This is a genomic window from Brevundimonas sp. T2-11 (genome assembly GCF_055397675.1).
Genome location: NZ_AP027920.1, coordinates 303,718 through 322,918, shown reverse-complemented (window position 1 = coordinate 322,918; position 19,201 = coordinate 303,718). Strand labels below are relative to the sequence as shown.

At 68.1% G+C, this 19,201-nt stretch carries 19 protein-coding genes; 8 read left to right on the top strand and 11 right to left on the bottom strand.

Going from position 1 to position 19,201, the window contains the following annotated elements; genetic code table 11:
- Nucleotides 1-9 precede the first annotated feature (9 nt).
- A complete protein-coding gene (locus tag ACZ5XO_RS01530; RefSeq protein ID WP_464163577.1) occupies nt 10-315 on the bottom strand; it encodes a hypothetical protein in 306 nt (101 codons plus the stop codon).
- 186 nt (nt 316-501) lie between these two features.
- On the opposite strand from ACZ5XO_RS01530, the gene ACZ5XO_RS01525 reads away from it, so the two are divergent.
- Nucleotides 502-1,476, top strand: coding sequence for an ABC transporter ATP-binding protein (locus ACZ5XO_RS01525; RefSeq protein WP_464163576.1), 975 nt, complete (start codon nt 502-504; stop codon nt 1,474-1,476).
- Nucleotides 1,477-1,530: 54 nt separating this feature from the next.
- Here ACZ5XO_RS01525 and ACZ5XO_RS01520 read toward each other — a convergent pair whose 3' ends face one another.
- Nucleotides 1,531-1,932: a Tat pathway signal protein gene (locus tag ACZ5XO_RS01520; protein ID WP_464163575.1), complete on the bottom strand. Its 402-nt coding sequence runs from the start codon at nt 1,930-1,932 to the stop codon at nt 1,531-1,533.
- Between the two features lie 76 nt (nt 1,933-2,008).
- On the opposite strand from ACZ5XO_RS01520, the gene ACZ5XO_RS01515 reads away from it, so the two are divergent.
- On the top strand, nt 2,009-2,491 hold the full coding sequence (locus tag ACZ5XO_RS01515) for an RNA pyrophosphohydrolase (protein ID WP_464163574.1): 483 nt from the start codon (nt 2,009-2,011) through the stop codon (nt 2,489-2,491).
- A 276-nt stretch (nt 2,492-2,767) separates the two neighbouring features.
- Here ACZ5XO_RS01515 and ACZ5XO_RS01510 read toward each other — a convergent pair whose 3' ends face one another.
- The 5 genes from ACZ5XO_RS01510 to ACZ5XO_RS01490 form a co-directional block, all read right to left on the bottom strand.
- On the bottom strand, nt 2,768-3,037 hold the full coding sequence (locus tag ACZ5XO_RS01510; protein ID WP_464163573.1) for an ATP synthase F1 subunit epsilon: 270 nt from the start codon (nt 3,035-3,037) through the stop codon (nt 2,768-2,770).
- A gap of 3 nt (nt 3,038-3,040) precedes the next feature.
- Complete coding sequence (gene atpD, locus ACZ5XO_RS01505) at nt 3,041-4,576, bottom strand: F0F1 ATP synthase subunit beta (RefSeq protein ID WP_464163572.1); 1,536 nt, start codon at nt 4,574-4,576, stop codon at nt 3,041-3,043.
- Between the two features lie 37 nt (nt 4,577-4,613).
- On the bottom strand, nt 4,614-5,492 hold the full coding sequence (locus ACZ5XO_RS01500; protein WP_312781212.1) for a F0F1 ATP synthase subunit gamma: 879 nt from the start codon (nt 5,490-5,492) through the stop codon (nt 4,614-4,616).
- A gap of 30 nt (nt 5,493-5,522) precedes the next feature.
- Entirely contained in the window at nt 5,523-7,055 is a 1,533-nt protein-coding gene (atpA, locus tag ACZ5XO_RS01495) for a F0F1 ATP synthase subunit alpha (RefSeq protein WP_105563148.1), read from the bottom strand.
- Between the two features lie 67 nt (nt 7,056-7,122).
- Nucleotides 7,123-7,677: a F0F1 ATP synthase subunit delta gene (locus ACZ5XO_RS01490; protein WP_464163571.1), complete on the bottom strand. Its 555-nt coding sequence runs from the start codon at nt 7,675-7,677 to the stop codon at nt 7,123-7,125.
- Between the two features lie 312 nt (nt 7,678-7,989).
- On the opposite strand from ACZ5XO_RS01490, the gene ACZ5XO_RS01485 reads away from it, so the two are divergent.
- Both ACZ5XO_RS01485 and ACZ5XO_RS01480 read left to right on the top strand, forming a co-directional pair.
- On the top strand, nt 7,990-8,817 hold the full coding sequence (locus tag ACZ5XO_RS01485) for a TerC family protein (protein ID WP_464163570.1): 828 nt from the start codon (nt 7,990-7,992) through the stop codon (nt 8,815-8,817).
- 2 nt (nt 8,818-8,819) lie between these two features.
- On the top strand, nt 8,820-9,617 hold the full coding sequence (locus tag ACZ5XO_RS01480; RefSeq protein ID WP_464163569.1) for a glutaminyl-peptide cyclotransferase: 798 nt from the start codon (nt 8,820-8,822) through the stop codon (nt 9,615-9,617).
- Between the two features lie 195 nt (nt 9,618-9,812).
- Here the strand turns inward: ACZ5XO_RS01480 and ACZ5XO_RS01475 are convergent, their stop codons facing one another.
- Nucleotides 9,813-11,975, bottom strand: a complete 2,163-nt coding sequence (locus ACZ5XO_RS01475; RefSeq protein WP_464163568.1) for a primosomal protein N' — start codon at nt 11,973-11,975, stop codon at nt 9,813-9,815.
- Between the two features lie 206 nt (nt 11,976-12,181).
- On the opposite strand from ACZ5XO_RS01475, the gene fsa reads away from it, so the two are divergent.
- The 4 genes from fsa (at nt 12,182) to ACZ5XO_RS01455 (ending at nt 15,540) form a co-directional block, all read left to right on the top strand.
- Nucleotides 12,182-12,835: a fructose-6-phosphate aldolase gene (gene fsa / locus ACZ5XO_RS01470; protein WP_464163567.1), complete on the top strand. Its 654-nt coding sequence runs from the start codon at nt 12,182-12,184 to the stop codon at nt 12,833-12,835.
- Between the two features lie 25 nt (nt 12,836-12,860).
- Complete coding sequence (locus ACZ5XO_RS01465; RefSeq protein ID WP_464163566.1) at nt 12,861-13,562, top strand: DUF484 family protein; 702 nt, start codon at nt 12,861-12,863, stop codon at nt 13,560-13,562.
- Complete coding sequence (locus ACZ5XO_RS01460; RefSeq protein ID WP_464163565.1) at nt 13,544-14,473, top strand: tyrosine recombinase XerC; 930 nt, start codon at nt 13,544-13,546, stop codon at nt 14,471-14,473. Before ACZ5XO_RS01465 ends, ACZ5XO_RS01460 begins: the two co-directional genes overlap by 19 nt.
- 65 nt (nt 14,474-14,538) lie before the next feature.
- The gene (locus ACZ5XO_RS01455; protein WP_464163564.1) at nt 14,539-15,540 is read left to right on the top strand and encodes an aspartyl protease family protein; all 1,002 of its coding nucleotides are present in this window, start codon (nt 14,539-14,541) and stop codon (nt 15,538-15,540) included.
- Here ACZ5XO_RS01455 and ACZ5XO_RS01450 read toward each other — a convergent pair.
- The 3 genes from ACZ5XO_RS01450 to lpdA all read right to left on the bottom strand — a co-directional run bounded on the left by ACZ5XO_RS01450 (nt 15,486) and on the right by lpdA (nt 19,019).
- Nucleotides 15,486-16,277 (bottom strand): SDR family oxidoreductase, encoded by a 792-nt coding sequence (locus tag ACZ5XO_RS01450; RefSeq protein WP_464163563.1) that lies wholly within the window; start codon nt 16,275-16,277, stop codon nt 15,486-15,488. The genes ACZ5XO_RS01455 and ACZ5XO_RS01450 overlap by 55 nt on opposite strands.
- Before the next feature lie 100 nt (nt 16,278-16,377).
- Nucleotides 16,378-17,460 (bottom strand): DUF5694 domain-containing protein, encoded by a 1,083-nt coding sequence (locus tag ACZ5XO_RS01445; RefSeq protein WP_464163562.1) that lies wholly within the window; start codon nt 17,458-17,460, stop codon nt 16,378-16,380.
- Between the two features lie 149 nt (nt 17,461-17,609).
- Entirely contained in the window at nt 17,610-19,019 is a 1,410-nt protein-coding gene (lpdA, locus tag ACZ5XO_RS01440; RefSeq protein WP_464163561.1) for a dihydrolipoyl dehydrogenase, read from the bottom strand.
- Nucleotides 19,020-19,201: the final 182 nt, after the last annotated feature.

Genomic DNA, 19,201 nt, shown 5'->3' with positions numbered 1-19,201 from the left:
CCCTCTAGGTCAAACCTCGGCGGCGGGCGCAGCGGGCTTGGACGCGCGGCCGAACAGCCTGTCCAGCATGGCCTTGCGCTTCTTGAACAGGGTCAGGCCCAGGCAGCCGGCGCCGACCCACAGGCCGATCTCGCCGATCAGGGCGGCGACGGCGGCCAGCAGGGCCGCATGGGTCATGTCCAGATAGTCCAGCTTGCCCGCCAGCAGGGCCAGTCCCATGCCGGTATAGCCGACGGCGCAGACGCCCAGGGCGGCGAAGCCGATCAGGCGGGTCTTGGTCAGAGGCTTCTTCAGCTGGGCTTGCAGGGCGGTCATGAGCGTCTCTCCATCAAGGCAGGTTGTCTTTATGACAAGCAACCTAGACATGACAGAACCGTACGTCAAGCATCATTTACACAAAGACGCGTACGCTTGTCCGAACCACGCGGAACTGCGCCTTGGCGAACCGGCCTTCGCCCCCTACCTATGCCGCACGCTTCCGCCGCCCGAGTGAACCTCCGCATGACCGAGACCCCTGCCCTGCCCGTCAACGCCATCGAGGTGCGGGGCCTGAAGAAGACCTATGCGGGCAACAAGAAGTCGCCGGCCAAGACGGCTCTGCGCGGCGTCGATCTGACGGTGCCGCGCGGCTCGATGTTCGGCCTGCTGGGCCCCAACGGCGCGGGCAAGTCGACCCTGATCAACATCATCGCCGGGGTGGTGAACAAGTCCGAGGGCACGGTGCGCATCTGGGACCGCGACATCGACCATGAGGCGCGCGACGCCCGCGCGGCGCTCGGCGTCGTGCCGCAGGAGATCGTCGCAGACGTCTTCTTCACCCCTCGCGAGGCGCTGGAGGTCCAGGCCGGCTTCTACGGCGTGCCGGCCGACGAGCGGCGCTCCGACGAACTGCTGGCCGCGCTCGGCCTGTCGGACAAGGCCAACGCCTATGTCCGCGCCCTGTCCGGCGGCATGAAGCGCCGCCTGATGGTGGCCAAGGCCCTGGTCCATAACCCGCCGGTCCTGATCCTGGACGAGCCGACGGCGGGCGTGGACGTCGAGCTGCGCCGTCAGCTGTGGGACTATGTGCGCAAGATCAACGAGGAAGGCGTCACCGTCATCCTGACCACCCACTACCTGGAAGAAGCCCAGGAGCTGTGCGACACCATCGCCATCATCAACCGGGGCGAGGTCGTGGCCTGCGAGCCGACACAGACCCTGCTGAAGCGCCTGGACACCCGCAACGTGGTGGTCACGCCCGAGACGCCTCAAGACGTTCTGCCCACGCTGAACGGCTTTACGGTCGCCCCGCGCCCGCACGGCGCCTTCGTCGTCACCTACCGGACGGGCGAGTCCAGCGTCGAACAGGTGCTGGCGGCGGTGCGCGCCGCGGGCGTGACCATCAAGGACATCGCCACCGAGGACCCGGATCTGGAAGACGTCTTCCTGGCCATGACCTACGGCGACGCCAGCCGACCCAGTCCGACGCAGGACTGACGCTTTCGATCCTCCCCTGCGAAACGGGGGGAGGATCAAGACGATTCGACGCCCCTAAACCACCATCACCGTGCCGAGCAGCAGCTTCGCTCCGGCCCGGCCCAGCACGCGGTCCGTGGCCGCCTGCAGGGCGCGGCTCAACCATTCCACATCCGGCGGGGCGCCGGGCAGCAGGCGTTCGCCCGCCAGCCGCACCACCTCGTTGAAGGCGGCGCTGAGCCTCGGCTTGGACTGGTCGGCGCGCGCACGCAGGGCCGTGTCCGCGACATCGACCCCGACCTCGACCGTCATCACCCCCCGCCGCCCGTCGCGACGCAAGATGGTGGCCGTGGCCGTGGGCAGGGGAATATAGGCGTTGGCGGGCGCGCCTCCGCCCTCGCTCTTGCCCGAGGCTTCGGCCTCGGCGGCCAGGGCGGTGCTCAGGGCCGCAAGGCCGATCAGTGCGCGACGATCCATGCCCTACCCTGCCCCGCCGCGGCTTAAGGCCCGGTTACGGCTGGCGGGTCGTCGCGGCGCGGCGTAATCGGAACGGATGACCCAGAGCGATCTTTCCGCCTATCGTCCCAATGTCGGGGTGGTGCTGTTCAACCAGGCCGGTCAGGTCTGGCTGGGGCGCCGGGCGAACACGCCCGAGCCGTGGAACTGGCAGTTCCCGCAAGGCGGCGTCGACGAGGGCGAGAATCTGGAAGCCGCCGCGCTGCGCGAGCTTCAGGAGGAGACAGGCGTCCGCTCGGTCGAACTGCTGGGCCGCACAGGGGGCTGGATCGTCTACGACTTCCCCGAGGGCATGGGCGGGCCCAAGGCCTGGAAGGGCTTCAAGGGCCAGAAGCAGGTCTGGTTCGCCTTCCGCTTCACCGGCCAGGACAGCGAGTTCGACCTGGCCGCCCACGGCGAGCCGGAGTTCGACGCCTGGCGCTGGGGCGCCCTGGAGGAAGCCCCCGACCTGATCGTGCCGTTCAAGCGCGAGGTCTATCAGCAAGTGGTGGCGGCGTTTGAGGACTTGCCGAAGAGCTGACCATAGCCGTTAGCGCTCCAAGTAGCCCTCCCCCTCGAGGGGGGAGGGTTGGGTGGGGGTGTTGGCAGATCCTGTCCCATGGAGCTCCCGAGACCGGCGGGTATCGCCTCATGCGCTCCATCCGCCATGTCGCGTTCTACACCCCCATCCCCGACCCTTCCCCCCTCGAGGGGGAAGGGAGACCTGATCGTCTCCAAACACTCGACCTAAGTCAGCTAAAGAAAAAGGCCCCCCGCCGAAGCGAGGGGCCCTGATCTTGTTCGCGTCGCGGAAGCCTCAGGCTTCGACGATCTCCGAGGCTTCTTCGGCCAGGATGCTGAGCCCCTGGGCGTTGACGTCGGCGAAACCGCCCTTGACCGCGAACTGACGGCGCGAAGCGCCCTCATAGACGGTCACGACGCCCTCGCGCAGGGTGGTCATGAAGGGCGCGTGGCCCGGCAGGACGCCGAAGTCGCCCTCGACGCCCGGCGCATCGACCTGATCGACCGAACCGGCGAAAATTTCGCGTTCCGGGGCGACGAGGGAGAAGTTCAGCTTACCGGCCATAACTTAGGCTTCCGAGGCCATCTTGGCGGCCTTCTCGACGACTTCCTCGATGGCGCCGACCATGTAGAAGGCGGCTTCCGGCAGGTGGTCGTATTCGCCGTCGCAGATGGCCTTGAACGAGCGGATGGTGTCCTTCAGCTCGACGAACTTGCCCGGCGAGTTGGTGAACTGCTCGGCCACGAAGAAGGGCTGCGACAGGAAGCGCTGGATCTTGCGGGCGCGCGACACGACCAGCTTGTCGTCTTCCGACAGCTCGTCCATGCCCAGGATGGCGATGATGTCCTTCAGCGCCTTGTACTGCTGCAGGATTTCCTGAACGCGGCGGGCGACGGTGTAGTGTTCTTCACCGATGACCAGCGGGTCCATGATGCGCGAGGTCGAGTCCAGCGGGTCCACGGCCGGGAAGATGGCCTGGGCGGCGATGTCGCGGTTCAGAACGGTCGTCGCGTCCAGGTGAGCGAACGAGGCGGCGGGCGCCGGGTCGGTCAGGTCGTCGGCGGGAACGTAGATGGCCTGGACCGAGGTGATCGAGCCCTTCTTGGTCGAGGTGATGCGCTCTTGCAGGTTGCCCATCTCGGTGGCCAGCGTCGGCTGATAGCCCACGGCCGAGGGGATGCGGCCCAGCAGAGCCGACACTTCCGAACCGGCTTGCGTGAAGCGGAAGATGTTGTCGACGAACAGCAGCACGTCCTTGCCTTCTTCGTCGCGGAAGTACTCGGCGATCGACAGGCCGGTCAGGGCGACGCGGGCGCGGGCGCCGGGCGGCTCGTTCATCTGGCCGTAGACCAGGGCGCACTTGGAGCCTTCGGTCGAGCCGTTGTTCTTGGCCGGGTCCACGTTCACGTTGGACTCGATCATCTCGTGGTACAGGTCGTTGCCTTCGCGGGTGCGCTCACCCACGCCGGCCAGAACCGAGTAACCGCCGTAAGCCTTGGCGATGTTGTTGATCAGCTCCTGCATGGTCACGGTCTTGCCCACGCCGGCGCCGCCGAACAGGCCGGTCTTGCCGCCCTTGGTGTAGGGGCAGATCAGGTCGATGACCTTGATGCCCGTGACCAGGATTTCCGCCGAGGTCGACTGTTCGTCGAAGGTCGGGGCTTCCTTGTGGATCGGGCGGTATTCGGTGGTCTGGATCGGACCGGCTTCGTCGATCGGCTGGCCGACGACGTTCATGATGCGGCCCAGGGTGCCCGGGCCGACCGGCGCCATGATCGACTTGCCGGTGTCGACGACGGGCTGGCCGCGCGTCAGACCTTCGGTCGTGTCCATCGAGATGGCGCGGACCATGTTCTCGCCGAGGTGCTGGGCGACTTCCAGAACCAGGGTGAAGGGCTCGCCCGTCTTCTGGTCGACGTTCTGCGTCTCCAGGGCGCTCAGGATGGCCGGCAGGGCGCCGTCGAACTCAACGTCGACGACGGCGCCGATGACCTGGGCGATACGGCCCGAGCCGGCGACGGCGGCGGCTTTCGGAGCGGCGGCCTTCTTGGGAGCGGCCGGCTTCTTGGCGGCGGGTTTCTTGGTGGCGGTGGCGTCGGTCATGGGGTGCGTCCGGTTCGGAATGTCGTGTCGGTCGGGATCAGAGCGCTTCAGCGCCGGCGATGATCTCGATCAGCTCGGTGGTGATCTGGGCCTGGCGTTTACGGTTGTACTGCAGGGTCAGGCTGTTGATGAGGTCGCCCGCGTTGCGCGTGGCGTTGTCCATCGCGGCCATCTGCGCGCCGAAGAAGCCGGCCTGGTTCTCGTAGAGAGCGGCCAGGATCTGCGTCGTCAGGTTGCGCGGCAGCAGGGTCTCGAGGATTTCCTCTTCCGAGGGCTCATACTCATAGACCGCGCCGTTCAGATCGATCGGTTCGGCGTCGCCTTCGACGACGGCCGGGATCAGCTGGCTGGCGGTCGGCACCTGCGAGATCACCGACTTGAACTGGCTGTAGAAGAGGGTGACCACGTCAGCCTGCCCGCCTTCGAAGCTCTCGGCGATCAGTTCGGCGATCGGTTGCGCGGCCGGCAGACCCAGGACCTTGTGCTCGCTCAGCTCGAAGGACTTGACCACCTTGTCGCCGAACAGGCGGGTCAGGGGATCACGCGACTTCTTGCCGACGGCGATGACGCGAACGTCCTTGCCCTGGGCGATCAGGCTGTTGATCCGGTCGCGAGCGGCGCGGACGACGTTGGACGAAAAGCCCCCCGCCAGACCCTTGTCCGCCGTGGCGACCACGATCAGGTGACGCTGGTCGGCGCCCGTGCCGGCCAGCAGCTTCGGCGCGCCGTCGCCCGAGACGCCGGCGGCCAGGTTGGCGATGACCGAGGCCATCCGCGTCGCATAGGGGCGGGCGTTCTCGGCCTGCTCCTGGGCGCGCTTCAGCTTGGCCGCGGCGACCATCTGCATGGCTTTCGTGATCTTCTGCGTGGCTTTCACGCTTCCGATCCGATTGCGCATTTCCTTAAGGCTGGCCATCCGGCGCTACTCTCGCTCTCTGGTCAGATCTTAGGCGAAGGTCTTGGCGAAGGCGGCCAGGACGTCCTTGAGCTCGGCTTCCAGTTCCGGCGTCAGGGCCTTCTTGGTGCGGATGCCTTCCAGCAGCGAAGCGTGGTTCGAGTGGACGCGGGCCAGCAGCTCGCTCTCGAAGCGGCCGATGTCCGACACCGCCACGTTGTCCAGGTAACCGCGCGTGCCGGCGTAGATCGACACGACCTGCTCCTCGACGGCCAGCGGCGAGTACTGCGGCTGCTTCAGCAGCTCGGTCAGGCGGGCGCCGCGCGCCAGCAGCTTCTGGGTCGAAACGTCCAGGTCCGAGCCGAACTTCGCGAAGGCGGCCATTTCACGATACTGGGCCAGCTCGCCCTTAATCGAACCGGCGACCTGCTTCATGGCCTTGATCTGGGCCGAGGAACCCACGCGCGACACCGAGATGCCGACGTTCACGGCCGGACGGATGCCCTGGTAGAAGAGGTCCGATTCCAGGAAGATCTGGCCGTCGGTGATCGAAATCACGTTGGTCGGAATGTAGGCCGAGACGTCGTTGGCCTGGGTTTCGATGATCGGCAGAGCCGTCATGGAGCCCGAACCATTGTCTTCGTTCAGCTTGGCCGAACGCTCCAGCAGGCGGCTGTGCAGGTAGAAGACGTCGCCCGGATAGGCTTCACGGCCCGGCGGACGGCGCAGCAGCAGCGACATCTGACGATAGGCAACAGCTTGCTTGGACAGGTCGTCATAGACGATCAGGGCGTGCATGCCGTTGTCGCGGAAGAACTCGCCCATGGCGGTGCCGGCGAACGGCGCCAGGAACTGCAGCGGGGCCGGTTCCGAAGCCGTGGCGGCGACGACGATGGTGTATTCCAGAGCGCCCGACTCCTCGAGCGTCTTCACGATCTGGGCCACCGTCGAGCGCTTCTGGCCGATGGCGACGTAGATGCAGTACAGCTTCGCCGACTCGTCTTCCGACTTGTTGACGTTCTTCTGGTTCAGGATGGTGTCGATGGCGATGGCGGTCTTGCCGACCTGACGGTCGCCGATGATCAGCTCGCGCTGGCCGCGGCCGACGGGGATCAGGGTGTCGATCGCCTTCTGGCCGGTCTGCATCGGCTCGTGAACCGACTTGCGGGGGATGATGCCCGGCGCCTTGACGTCCACGCGGCGACGCTCGGTGAACTGGATCGGACCCTTGCCGTCGATCGGCTCGCCCAGCGGGTTGACGACGCGGCCCAGCAGGCCCTTGCCGACCGGCACGTCCACGATCTCGCCCAGGCGGCGGACTTCATCGCCCTCGGCGATGGCGGCGTCCGCGCCGAAGATCACGGCGCCGACGTTGTCGCGCTCGAGGTTCAGGGCCATGCCCTTCACGCCGGCCTTGGGGAACTCGACCATTTCACCGGCCTGGACGTTGTCCAGACCGTGGATGCGGGCGATGCCGTCGCCGACCGACAGCACTTGGCCGACGTCGGAAACGTCGGCTTCAACGCCGAAGTTGGCGATCTGCGACTTGAGGATGGCCGAGATTTCGGCGGCGCGGATGTCCATGGTGGGCTCTCTGGCTTTCGTCTTCGGTGCGGACCCGCTGGCCCGGCTTGAACTTGGAATTCGGGGCTTAAGCGCGTTTCAGCGCGAACTTCATCTGGTCGAGCTTGGTCTTCAGCGAGGCGTCGAACAGCTTCGAGCCCACCTTGACCTTCAGCCCGCCCAGGATCGACGGATCGACGCGGGCGGTCAGTTCGGGATCGCGACCCAGCGACGCGCGCAGGGCCGACTGAATGCTCTTGGTCTGGGCCGCCGACAGCGGCAGGGCCGAAACCACCTCGGCCGCGACGACGCCGGTCGCCTTGGCGTACAGGGCCTGGAAGCCGGCGATCACGCCGGGCAGGTCGCGCGCGCGGCCGTTCTGGGCCAGCAGGCCGAGGAACTTCTTGGTCGTGGCGTTGAACTTCGCCTTGTCGGCGATGGCCGCCAGGCCCTTGGCCTGGTCTTCGGCCGAAATGACCGGCGACTGAGCCAGGCGGCGCAGGTCCGCGCTGTCCAGCCAGGCGGCCTTCAGCGAGGCGAGATCGCCGCGCACGGCGTCGAGCGCCCCCGTCTCTTGCGAGAGGTCGAACAGCGCCTGAGCATACCGTTCGCCGACTTCCGTCGTTCTGAAATCGTCCGCCACGTAATAAAGGTCCGCGATTTGAAGCGTTTGGGTCGAATCCGGCTGCAGTCGCCCGCGCCAGACAAGGGCTTGATTTGCTTATGGAAAGCACGCTTGGGACACATCTTTCGATGCATCCTTCGCTAAAGCCGCGCGGCTGATAGCATGCAAGGTCCCCGGTCGCAACCGACGGGAACGGAACGATAAGGTCGCACCCGCGCTGTTTTGAGCGCCAGAGAGGCCCAGGTGCGACGACAAGGCCGCGCCCGGACGCTTGCTGCAACCTCACGGTCCCGTTACCGCTTAGGGCTATCATCACATTCTGGAACCCCGATGCTTGAAAGCATAACTCCCCTGCTGAGCGATCCGGCCGCCTGGGCGGCCCTCGTGACCCTGGTGGTCATGGAAGTCGTCCTCGGCATCGACAACCTGATCTTCATCTCGATCCTGTCGAACAAGCTGCCGCCCGAGCATCGCCAGCGCACCCGTCGCATCGGCATCGGCCTGGCCCTGATCATGCGTCTGGGCCTGCTGGCCACGATCGGCTGGATCGTCGGCCTGACCGCCCCCGTCTTCGACCTGGGCTTCCACGGCGAGACCTTCGACACCGCCTTCAGCTGGCGCGACCTGATCCTGATCGCCGGCGGCCTCTTCCTGGTCTGGAAGGCCACCAAGGAGATCCACCACGCCGTCGACGTCACCCCGTCGAACGACATGCTGGAGAAGGACAAGAAGGACGTCGTCATCAACAACGTCGGCTCGGCCATCATCCAGATCATCATGCTGGACCTGGTCTTCTCGATCGACTCCATCCTGACCGCCGTCGGCATGACCGATCACGTGCCGATCATGATGGTCGCGGTCGTCGTGGCCGTCGTCGTCATGCTGCTGGCCTCGGACCCCCTGGCGAACTTCATCGACAAGAACCCGACCGTGGTCATGCTGGCCCTGGGCTTCCTGCTGATGATCGGCGCCGTCCTGATCGCCGACGGCTTCGGCGTCCACGTGCCCAAGGGCTATATCTACGCCGCGATGGCCTTCTCGGCCCTGGTCGAGGGCCTGAACATGTGGTCGCGCAACGCCCAGATCAAAAAGGACCAGGCCAAGGAAGCCGCACAAGCCGCGCTGAACAAGGCCGAAACCGCCGAGCCCGGCGTCTGATCGTGCGTCTCTGGCCGGTCCTGACGGTGCTTCTGCTGGCGCTTCCCGCGTCGGCGGGGGCGCAGGCGTCGGGGCCGGCCGCCTCTTCTTCTCCCGCCGCCGTCCCGGTCTATGACTATGAGGTGGTGCGGACCTTCCCCCATGATCCGACCGCCTTCACCCAGGGCCTGGTCGTCCGCGACGGCGTCCTGCTGGAAAGCACGGGCCGCGCCCCGTCCAGCGTCCGCCGCGTGCGGCTGGAGGACGGGGTCGTGCTGCAGAAGCGCGAACTCGATCCCGAGTATTTCGGCGAGGGCCTGACCGAGATCGACGGCCGCCTCGTCACCCTGACCTGGAACAACGGCGTCGGCTTCGTCTGGAAGGCCGACGACCTGAGCCCCGTCTCGCGCTTCGCCTACGCCGGCGAGGGCTGGGGCCTGACCCACGACGGATCGCGGCTCATCCTGTCCGACGGCTCGCCCAATCTGCGTTTCCTCGACCCCGCGACCTTCGCCGAGATCGGCCGCGTCGCCGTCACCCTGAACGGCCGCCCGGTGCGCCAGCTGAACGAGCTGGAATGGATCGACGGCGAGGTCTGGGCCAATGTCTGGCAGACCGACTACATCGTTCGCATCGCCCCCGCCTCCGGCCATGTGGTCGGGATCATCGACCTGAGCGGCCTGCTGCCCGCGGGCGTGGTGAAAGACCCCGCCGACGACGTCCTGAACGGCATCGCCTGGGACGCGACGAACCGCCGCCTCTTCGTCACCGGCAAGAACTGGCCCAGCCTGTTCGAGATCAGGCTGACCGGGCCGCGCTGACTTTCCCCTCTCCCGCCGGGAGAGGGCTTGAGCGCCCGCAAGCGTAGCGAGCGGCTGCGCGAAAGGGTGAGGGGCTGACCTGACCTTCGGCGCAAGCCGTTTCATCGCCCGGCGCGACGGCTTGCGCCGACGGATAACCTCGACCCTCATCCGGCGCTTCGCGCCACCTTCTCCCATCGGGAGAAGGGAAGACTTTCAAAGGAAGCTATAAGGGTCCACGTCCACCGTCAGCCGCACCGAGGCCGGGACCTTCACCCGTCCCAGCCAGGCGCGCAGGAAGGCCTGCAGGTTCACATCCCGATCGGCCCGGACCAGCAGGCGCTTGCGACGCCGCCCCCGCACCAGGGCCAGGGGCGCGTCGGCGGGGCCATAGACCTCCAGCCGCTCGGCGTTGGGGATGGCCTCGGCCAGATCGCGGGCGACCTTTTCCACCGCCATGGCGTTCTCGCTGGACAGGATGATCGCCGCCAGACGGCCGTGCGGCGGCAGCGACGCCGCTTCGCGCTCGCCCATCTCGGCCTCGACGAAGGCGTCGCGGTCGCCCGCCGCCAGCGCCATCAGCACCGGGTGTTCCGGCGTCCAGGTCTGCAACAGAGCCCGGCCCGGCTTGTCCGCCCGCCCCGCCCGGCCCGTGGCCTGGGCCAGCAGCTGATAGGTGCGCTCGGCGGCGCGCAGGTCGCCGCCACGCAGACCGAGGTCCGCGTCCACCACCCCCACCAGCGTCAGCCGGGGGAAGTTATGGCCCTTGGCCGCCGCCTGGGTCGCCACCAGAATATCGATCTCACCCTCGGCCATCGACTGGATCAGGGCGCGGGCTGACTGGCCGTCCGGCACGGTGTCGGAGCTGAAGATGGCGGTGCGGGCCTCGGGGAAGAGGCGGCGCACCTCCTCCTCGACCCGCTCGACGCCGGGCCCGACCGGCACCAGCGAATCCTCGGCCCCGCACGACGGACAGGCCTTGGGCTTGGCCATCGAGAAGCCGGTCAGGTGGCAGACCAGTCGTCCGGTGTAGCGATGCTCGACCAGCCATGAATCCGTGTCCGGCGCGGTCAGTCGATGCCCGCAGGCGCGGCACAGAACCACGGGGGCGTAGCCGCGCCGGTTGAGGAAGAGCAGGCTCTGCTCGCCCCTGGCGAAGGTCTCGCCGATGGCGTCACGCAGCGGCTGCGACAGCCAGGTCTGCGGATCGGGCGGACAGGTCCGCAGGTCCACCAGCTCGATGTCCGGCAGCACCGCCGCCCCGTGCCGCGCCGCCAGTTTCAGCCAGCCGTAGCGGCCCTGCCGGGCGTTCCACAGGGTCTCCAGCGACGGGGTGGCCGAGGCCAGGACCACGGTCGCCCCCTCGATCCGGCTGCGGGCCACGGCCAGGTCGCGGCCGTGATAGACCAGCCCCTCTTCCTGCTTGAACGAGCCGTCGTGCTCCTCGTCCACCACCACCAGCCTCAGGTTGGCGTAGGGCAGGAAGAGGGCCGAACGCGCCCCGACCACGATGTTGCAGCGCCCGGCGACCACCGCCTCCCAGACCTGACGGCGCTTGGGCGGGGCGACGCCCGAATGCCATTCGGCGGGCGTGACGCCGAAGCGGGCGGAAATGCGCTCGATCACCGCCTGGGTCAGGGCGATTTCCGGCAGCAGGATCAGGATCTGCGCGGTCGGATCATGCCGCAGCGTCCGCGCCGCCGCCTCCAGATAGGCCTCGGTCTTGCCCGACCCCGTCACCCCGTCCAGCAGGAAGGGGGCGAACCCGCCCCTGGCCACGGCGTCGGCTATGACCGTGGCCGAGGCCGCCTGATCCGGATTCAGGGTCGCAGGCGCATGGTCGGGATCGGGCGGGTCAAAGGCGGCGACCGCCTCGATCTCGATCACCGTCAGCACCCCCTCGTCGACCAGCCCCTTGACCACGCCGGCCGAGACACTGGCCGCCCGCGCCAGATCGGCGGCCGTCATCGACTTCTGCCCCAGGGCCTCCAGCACCGCCGTCCGCGTCGCCGTGGGGCGGGTCGGGCTGCGGCCCTCGACCCGCTTCACTCTTCGCTCGGGCCGAGGGCGCGGCGCGCGCAATCCCTTCAGGGCCGTCGCCGCCATCTCGCCCGGGGGGCTCAGGGTCCAGCGCGCCGCCCATTCGACGAAGTCCAGCGTCCGCTCCGGCAGGCGCGGATCGGCCAGCACCTGCTCGACCGCCTTGAGCTTGCGGTTGGAGCCGGTCGTCTCGAACACCTCGGCCACCACGCCCCGGATCAGACGCGGCCCCAGCGGCACGGCGACCTGATCGCCGCGTGCGACCGCCACTTCCTCTGGAACCGCATAGTCGAAGGCTTCGGGCACCGGCAGGGGAATGAGGACAGAGGCGACCTTCACCGTACGCCCTCGCGCGACTGAAACGACGCCGACGTCCGATCCCGACGTCGCGCCCTGCCATGATCGCCGCCTTCCACCCGGTTCGACGGGACGATTTCAGACGATTCAGACGAATTGGACTCTGTTTTTTCGGTCACGGGGCCTGAAACCTCCCTGACCGCGAAAGACGGTCGCTTCCGTCACAACTCGGCGCTAAAACTGGTCTCATGAAACTCTTTCTCGACACCGCCGACGTCGCCGTCATCAAGGACATGCTGCCCACCGGGATGGTGGACGGCGTCACCACCAATCCGTCGCTGATCGCCAAGTCGGGTCGGAACATCGCCGAGGTCATCGCTGAGATTTGCGCCCTCGTCGAGGGGCCGATTTCCGCCGAGGCCGTGGCGACCGATTTCGAGACCATGGTCAAGGAGGGCGACAAGCTGGCCGCCATCGCTCCGAACGTGGTCGTCAAACTGCCCCTGACCTGGGACGGCCTGCGCGCCACCCGCGCCTTCGCCGACAAGGGCATCAGGACCAACGTCACCCTGTGCTTCTCCGCCGCACAGGCCATGCTGGCCGCCAAGGCGGGCGCCACCTTCATCTCACCCTTCGTCGGGCGTCTGGAAGACGTCGGCGCCGACGGCGTGGGCCTGCTGGAGGAAATCCGCGCCCTCTACGACATCCACGATTTCGACACCGAGATCCTGGCCGCGTCCCTGCGCAACCCTGACCACGTCACCGCCGCCGCCATCGCCGGCGCCGACGCCGCCACCCTGCCGGCCGACACTTTCAAGGCCCTGGTCAAGCACCCGTTAACCGACAAGGGGCTTGATGCGTTTTTGGCCGACTGGGGCAAGACCGGTCAGTCGATCCTGTAAATCCCGACCCGCAAAAGAGGTCCGCTTGAGCACTTCCCTGGACCTCTCTTCCGATGCCGCCGAGGGCCTTCACTGGCCCGAGGTGCGGGCCTGGCTGAACGCCCACCCGGATCGTCTGCTGGACGACCGCACCCTGCTGGAAGAACTGGGCCTGCGCGCCACCGGCCGCAACGTGGTCGATTTCGGCCGCGCGGCCCTGACCCGGCTGGAGGCCGTGGTCCAGCGCGAGGCCGGCGCCCGCAAGCAGATCGAAGAGATCGCCCGCGCCAACTTCGCCGCCCAGACCCAGACCCACGTCTCGGCCCTGGACCTGATGGAGGCGACCACCCACGCTGAACTGTCGCGTCAGCTGGACGCCACGGCCCAAGCTCGTTTCGGACTGGCCGGCGGCGCCATCGCCCTCGAGAAGCCCGGCGTCGTGCCCTTCGGCTGGAAGGCGCTGGAGCCGGGCCGCGTCGACGCCCTGCTGGGCGACGACGGTCTGGAATGGCTCGGCCCCAACTTCACCGGCCTCGACCTTTTCGGCCCCGCCGAGGGCGAGGTGAAGTCGGTGGCCCTGGTGCGGATGAGCCTGCATCTGCCCGGCGCCGACGGCGCCCGCCCGGCCCTGTGCGCCTTCGGCTCGCATGAGGACGACGGCTTCACCCCGGCCATGGGCTGCGAACTGGTGGCCTTCATCACTCGCGTGGTCGAACGCATGGCCGAGCGATGGCCGACACAGGCTTGACGGCAGACCAGGCCCTCCTCGCCTGGCTTGAGCATCTGGCGCACGAGCGTCGCCTGTCGCCCCATACGCTGGAGGCCTATGGCCACATAGGCCGGCTCTATGTGGCCTTCCTCGAACGCCATCGCGGCGGGCAGCAGTCGCTGGCTGATCTCGGCGCCGTCACCGCCGCCGAGGTCCGCGCCCATCTGGCCGAGCGCCGCAGCGGCGACCATCCCCTGAACGCCCGCTCGCTCAGCCAGACCCTGGCCGCCATACGGGGTTTCCACGCCTTCCTAGACCGGCGCTGCGGGACGCCCGCGCCGCAACTGGCCCTGGTGCGCGGCCCGCGCGTCAAGCCGTCCCTGCCCCGCCCGGTCACCGAGGACCAGGCCCGCGGCCTGCTGCACGAACCCGAGGCCGATCCCGACATGGAGCCATGGGAAGCCGCGCGCGACCGCGCCGTCCTGACCCTGCTCTACGGCTGCGGGCTTCGCATCTCGGAGGCCCTGTCGCTGAAGCGTTCCGACGCCCCCCTGCCCGAGGCCCTGCGCATCACCGGCAAGGGCGGCAAGATGCGGCTGGCCCCGGTCCTGCCCCAGGTGCGTGAGGCCGTGGACGCCTATCTGGCCGTGCAGCCCTTCATCCTCGAAGCCGACCAGCCCCTGTTCCGCGCCAGACGCGGCGGCTCCTTGAGCCCGCGTCACGTCCAGGCCACGGTCCAGCGCCTGCGCGGGCGTCTGGGCCTGCCCGCCTCGGCCACGCCCCACGCCCTGCGCCACAGCTTCGCCACCCACCTGCTGGGGGCCGGGGCCGACCTGCGCTCGATTCAGGAGCTCCTGGGCCACGCCAGCCTGTCCACCACCCAGAAATACACCCAGGTCGACGCCGCCCGCCTGCTGGCCGCCTATGCCGAGGCCCACCCCAAGGCCTGACCCCTCTCTTGCATCCCGGCCATGACGCGCGCCTACTGGGGTCGGACTCTGGGTGGAGAAACCGCGTGCGTTCTTCCGGCATGTCGCTGTCGCTTCCGACCCGTCGCTGCATGATGGCCGGCCTGATCGGCATCGGCGCCGCGCCGCTGCAGACCGTTGACCCGACCGCGCCCGCGCCGGCCGTCACCGACGCCGTATTGCTGACCAACCTGTTCACACGCATCGCCACCCACGTACGGGTGAACGGCGAACGCCATGTCTTCGTTATCGACACCGGGGCCGAACGCAGCGCGATCTCGGACACCGTGGCGCGCGGCCTTGATCTGATCCCCGACCGCCCGGTCATGGTCCACGGCATCACCAGCGCCCAGCTGTCGCCTACGGTGCGCATCAACTGGCTGGATTTTTCGGGACGCCGCTTCGCCGACCTGAACGCGCCTGTGTTCGCGCGCGCCCAGTTGGGCGCGGACGGCCTGCTGGGGCTCGATGTCCTGTCACGCTTTCGTCTGCGGTTCGATCTGCTGAGGCGACGCGTGACGATGACCGCGTCGGCGGATCATCTGGCCCAGGGCGTGGGCATCGTCGCCGGATCCCGTATCCGCAGGGACTTTCTCGGTACGGACGAACCTCGCCCCTTGCTGCTGGCCCGAATCGACATCGGCTCGACCCGTGCCGCCGCCTTCGTCGACAGCGGCGCTCAATATTCGATCGGCAATCTGGCCCTGGCGCGCGCTGTCGGAGCCCTGGACCGCTCCAGCGCGCCCATTCCCATCTATGGCGTCGTGGGGCAGGAGGCGACGGCCAGGGCCGGTCGGCTGACCGATCTTGTGCTGGGCGGCCGCCGCCTCGGGCCGACGCCCCTGCTGTTCGCCGACCTTCACGCCTTCGCCATGCTGGGGCTGTCGCAGATCCCGGCCATCATCGTCGGCGCCGACATCCTGACCCGTTTTTCCGACGTGGTCCTGGACTACGGACGAGGCCAGATGACCTTCGGCGGGCGACTGCGGCCGCCTCAGATCGCCTTGACCGCCCCGCCGTCGACGCGGATCAGCGACCCGGTGACATAGCCGGCCAGGGGACTGGCCAGGAAGGCGGCGACGGCGCCGAACTCTTCGGTCGTGCCGATGCGTCCGGCCGGGATGGTCTTGACCGATTCCGCACGCGCCTCTTGCGCGCTGGTCCCGGTGGCGGCGGCGCGGGCCGCGTCCAGGCGTTCGATGCGCGGAGTGTCGATCCGCCCCGGCAGCAGGGTGTTGACCGTCACCCCATTGGCCGCGACCTCGCCCGCCAGGGTCTTGGCCCAGGCCGCCACCGAGGCGCGCAGGGTGTTGGACACGCCCAGGGTCCCGACCGGCTCAATCACCGTAATGGAGGCGACGTTCAAAATCCGCCCCCAGCCCATGGACCGCATCCCCGGCAGCACCCGGTCCGTCAGGCGGAAGACCGACAGCACCATGGACTCGAAATGATCGCGCCAGAGCGAAGGGTCCAGCCCGTTCACGCCCGACGGCGGCGGCCCGCCGGTGTTGTTCAGCAGGATCTGGATCGGCCCGCCCAGGGCGGCCTCGGCCGAATCGACGGCTTTCAGCAGCCCTTCATGGTCAGCCAGATCGGCAGGGGCGATCACCGCCCTGCCCGACCCCATGGCGTTCAGCTCGTCGGCCACGGCCTGAAGCTTGATCGCATCGCGCGATAGCAGGGCCACATGCGCCCCCTCGGCCACCAGGGCCGTCGCCACAGCGCGTCCCAGGCCGCTGGATCCGCCGCAGATCAGGGCGCGCTTGCCGGTGAGTTGAAGGTCCATGCCGTTATCCCCTGCCTCAGGAAGCTTACGCCGCTGACATGGGCGCAGGCGCGGCCGATTGCGAGACCCGTCGACCAAAGTCGCGGGCAGGAAACGCCGACTAGCGCAGAACCTCGTCCGAGCTGACCAGCCGCACGTCGTGCATCTGGTTCAGATAGGCCTCGTAGTAGCCCTTGTGCGAGGCGCCGACGATGGTCAGCATCCGCGTGCCCGGATAGCGGCCCAGCACATCGCGCATATTGGCGACCATCCGCAGGTTGCGAGTCTCCCAATAGCCGAGGTAGCGCCGCCCGAACGCCTCGGGCGAGGGCTCGACATGGGTCGCCCCGAAGTCCGACCGATAGGCCAGCATCTGGTTCTGCGGCGTGTTGTAGGCGCGGTAGACGTTCAGCAGGCCGTCGGCCTGGGCCAGGTTTTCGAACAGGGGCTGATCCAGGTCCTTGCGGGCCTGGACATGGGGATTGTCCCAGGCCGTCATGATCGCCTTGGCCTGCGCCGCCTCTTCTTCGGGACGGGTCGCGGAATCCGCCGTGTGATCGTCCACCGCCCACAGACGCTCATGCCCCAGCCGCGCCGCCAGGACGGCCGCCAGAAGACTCGACTCGTTCTTGCGCGTCATGCGCTGGTTCAGCTTGGCCGCCATGTCCGTTGTCAGGCCGTCCTGGGCCTGGCGCTCGCCCTCGGGCAGGCGCAGCCACTGGACCAGAGCCGAGGACGGCTCGCCCGCCGCGAGGAAGAGGGCCGCCAGTCGTCGTCGCTGGGTCGCCGACGGGGCGGCGGGCCAGTCCGCCAGCAGGCGCTCGACCTCGGCGTTGGCCGCAGGCACGTCGAGGCCCAGGGCCTGCCCCTCGGCGCTCGGATCATAGCAGAAGGTTTCGACCGACTCGGCGTAGCGCGAGGGATAGCGCCGCATGGCGTCGCATTGCAGGCCGGACAGGTTTTCAATGGCGACCGCCGTCGGACGCCAGGCTTCCAGCCGCGCCAGCAAGGGCTCCAGCTGCTCGGGCCGGAAGCTGTCCGGCAGGCCGGACAGGTGAGGCGAACCCAGCACCAGCACCTCATTGAGAGCGCCCGCCGGCGGTCCCTTCAGCTGATCCGGCTGAAACGAGGGACGATACTCCTGCGCCGAAGCGGCCGAACCGATCGCCACCCACGCCGCCGCCAGCCAGACTCCCACACGCATCGCCTCACCCTCGCTCTTGCGAAACCGGGGCGAAGCTGAGGTCGGGGCGGCAACCGGGCAAGTTAAGATTCGGCAATACGCAGCAAACGAAAACGGCGCGCCCCGTGCGGAGCGCGCCGTTCTGGCGTCCAGCGAGAAGCTGAAAAGCCTTAGGCCTGCATGGTCCAGCCTTCGACGCCCATGGCCGCCTGGCGGACGGCTTCCGACCGGGTCGGGTGCGGGTGGCAGGTGCGGGCGATGTCCTCGGACGAGCCGCCGAAGGCCATGGTCATCGAGGCTTCGCTGATCAGCTCGCCGGCTTGCGGACCATAGATGTGGACGCCTAGCAGCTTGTCCGTCGTGGCGTCGGCCAGGACCTTCACGAAGCCCTCGCTCTCGTGGTTGATCTTGGCGCGGCTGTTGGCGGCGAAGGGGAACTTGCCCTTCTTGTAGGCGACGCCCGCGGCCTTCAGCTGCTCCTCGGTCTTGCCGACCCAGGCCACTTCCGGCGTGGTGTAGATGACCGAAGGCACCAGGTCGTAGTCGACGTGACCCGGCTTGCCGGCGATCAGCTCGACCGCGGCCACGGCGTCTTCCTCGGCCTTGTGGGCCAGCATCGGGCCGTGGGTCACGTCGCCGATGACCCAGACGCCCGGCGTCGAGGTCTTGAAGTGGTCGTGGCCGATGAAGCCGCGCTGGTCCGGCGTGACGCCGACTGTCTCCAGGCCCAGGCCCTCGGTGTAGGGACGACGGCCGATGGCGACTAGGACGACGTCGCCCTTGATCGTTTCAGCAGCGCCGCCGGCGGCGGGTTCGACCGTCAGCTCGACGCCGTCCTTGACCGACTTGGCGCCCGTGACCTTGGTGCCCATGCGGAAGGTCATGCCCTGCTTGGCCAGGCCGCGCTGGAAGGCGGTGGCGACCTCGGCGTCCATGCCGGCGCCGACCTTGTCCAGGTATTCGACCACGGTGACTTCGGCGCCCAGGCGGCGCCAGACCGAGCCTAGCTCCAGGCCGATCACGCCCGCGCCGATGACGATCATATGCTTGGGCACCTTGGGCAGGAACAGGGCGCCGGTCGAGTCGATGACCTTGCCCTCTTCGAAGGCGACGCCCGGCAGCGGGGTCGGCTCGGAGCCGGTGGCGATGATGATGTTCCTGGCGTCGTAGGTCGTCTTGGCGCCGTCGGCGGCCTCGACCTCGACCTTACCCTGGCCGGCGATGCGGCCGCGGCCCTTCAGCCAGTCGACCTTGTTCTTCTTGAACAGGAATTCGATGCCCTTGGTCAGGGCCTCGACGCTGTCGTCCTTGGCCTTGTGCATCTGGGGCAGGTTCAGCTTGGGCTTCACCTCGATGCCGATGCCGGCGAAGTCCTTGCCGGCCGCCTCATACAGCTCCGAGGCGTGCAGCAGGGCCTTGGAAGGCATGCAGCCGACGTTCAGGCAGGTGCCGCCCAGGGTCGAGCGCATCTCGACGCAGGCGACCTTGAGGCCCAGCTGGCCGGCGCGGATGGCGGCGTTATAGCCGCCCGGCCCGCCCCCGATGATCACCACGTCGTAGGTCTGGGGGGCGTCGGCCATGGAATTCCTCTGATCGGTCTGGCGCTGGGAAGGAAACGGCGCGGACACTAGCGCCGACCCCGGCGGGGTCAACCGCCAGGCTCCATATAGGCCCGGATTGCGCCGGGGGCCATGCCGACCAAAGCCAAAGCTCAACGCAAAAGGGCCGGGCGTCGCCGCCCGGCCCCTCCATGTCGATGCCA

Excerpts from the sequence above, each read along its gene's own strand:
- lpdA (WP_464163561.1), bottom strand. The coding sequence starts at position 19,019 with ATGGCCGACGCCCCCCAGACCTACGACGTGGTGATCATCGGGGGCGGG.
- ACZ5XO_RS01460 (WP_464163565.1), top strand. The coding sequence starts at position 13,544 with ATGGCCGACACAGGCTTGACGGCAGACCAGGCCCTCCTCGCCTGGCTT.
- fsa (WP_464163567.1), top strand. The coding sequence starts at position 12,182 with ATGAAACTCTTTCTCGACACCGCCGACGTCGCCGTCATCAAGGACATG.
- atpD (WP_464163572.1), bottom strand. The coding sequence starts at position 4,576 with ATGACCGACGCCACCGCCACCAAGAAACCCGCCGCCAAGAAGCCGGCC.
- ACZ5XO_RS01525 (WP_464163576.1), top strand. The coding sequence starts at position 502 with ATGACCGAGACCCCTGCCCTGCCCGTCAACGCCATCGAGGTGCGGGGC.
- atpA (WP_105563148.1), bottom strand. The coding sequence starts at position 7,055 with ATGGACATCCGCGCCGCCGAAATCTCGGCCATCCTCAAGTCGCAGATC.
- ACZ5XO_RS01485 (WP_464163570.1), top strand. The coding sequence starts at position 7,990 with ATGCTTGAAAGCATAACTCCCCTGCTGAGCGATCCGGCCGCCTGGGCG.
- ACZ5XO_RS01510 (WP_464163573.1), bottom strand. The coding sequence starts at position 3,037 with ATGGCCGGTAAGCTGAACTTCTCCCTCGTCGCCCCGGAACGCGAAATT.
- ACZ5XO_RS01450 (WP_464163563.1), bottom strand. The coding sequence starts at position 16,277 with ATGGACCTTCAACTCACCGGCAAGCGCGCCCTGATCTGCGGCGGATCC.
- ACZ5XO_RS01445 (WP_464163562.1), bottom strand. The coding sequence starts at position 17,460 with ATGCGTGTGGGAGTCTGGCTGGCGGCGGCGTGGGTGGCGATCGGTTCG.
- ACZ5XO_RS01500 (WP_312781212.1), bottom strand. The coding sequence starts at position 5,492 with ATGGCCAGCCTTAAGGAAATGCGCAATCGGATCGGAAGCGTGAAAGCC.
- ACZ5XO_RS01515 (WP_464163574.1), top strand. The coding sequence starts at position 2,009 with ATGACCCAGAGCGATCTTTCCGCCTATCGTCCCAATGTCGGGGTGGTG.
- ACZ5XO_RS01530 (WP_464163577.1), bottom strand. The coding sequence starts at position 315 with ATGACCGCCCTGCAAGCCCAGCTGAAGAAGCCTCTGACCAAGACCCGC.
- ACZ5XO_RS01520 (WP_464163575.1), bottom strand. The coding sequence starts at position 1,932 with ATGGATCGTCGCGCACTGATCGGCCTTGCGGCCCTGAGCACCGCCCTG.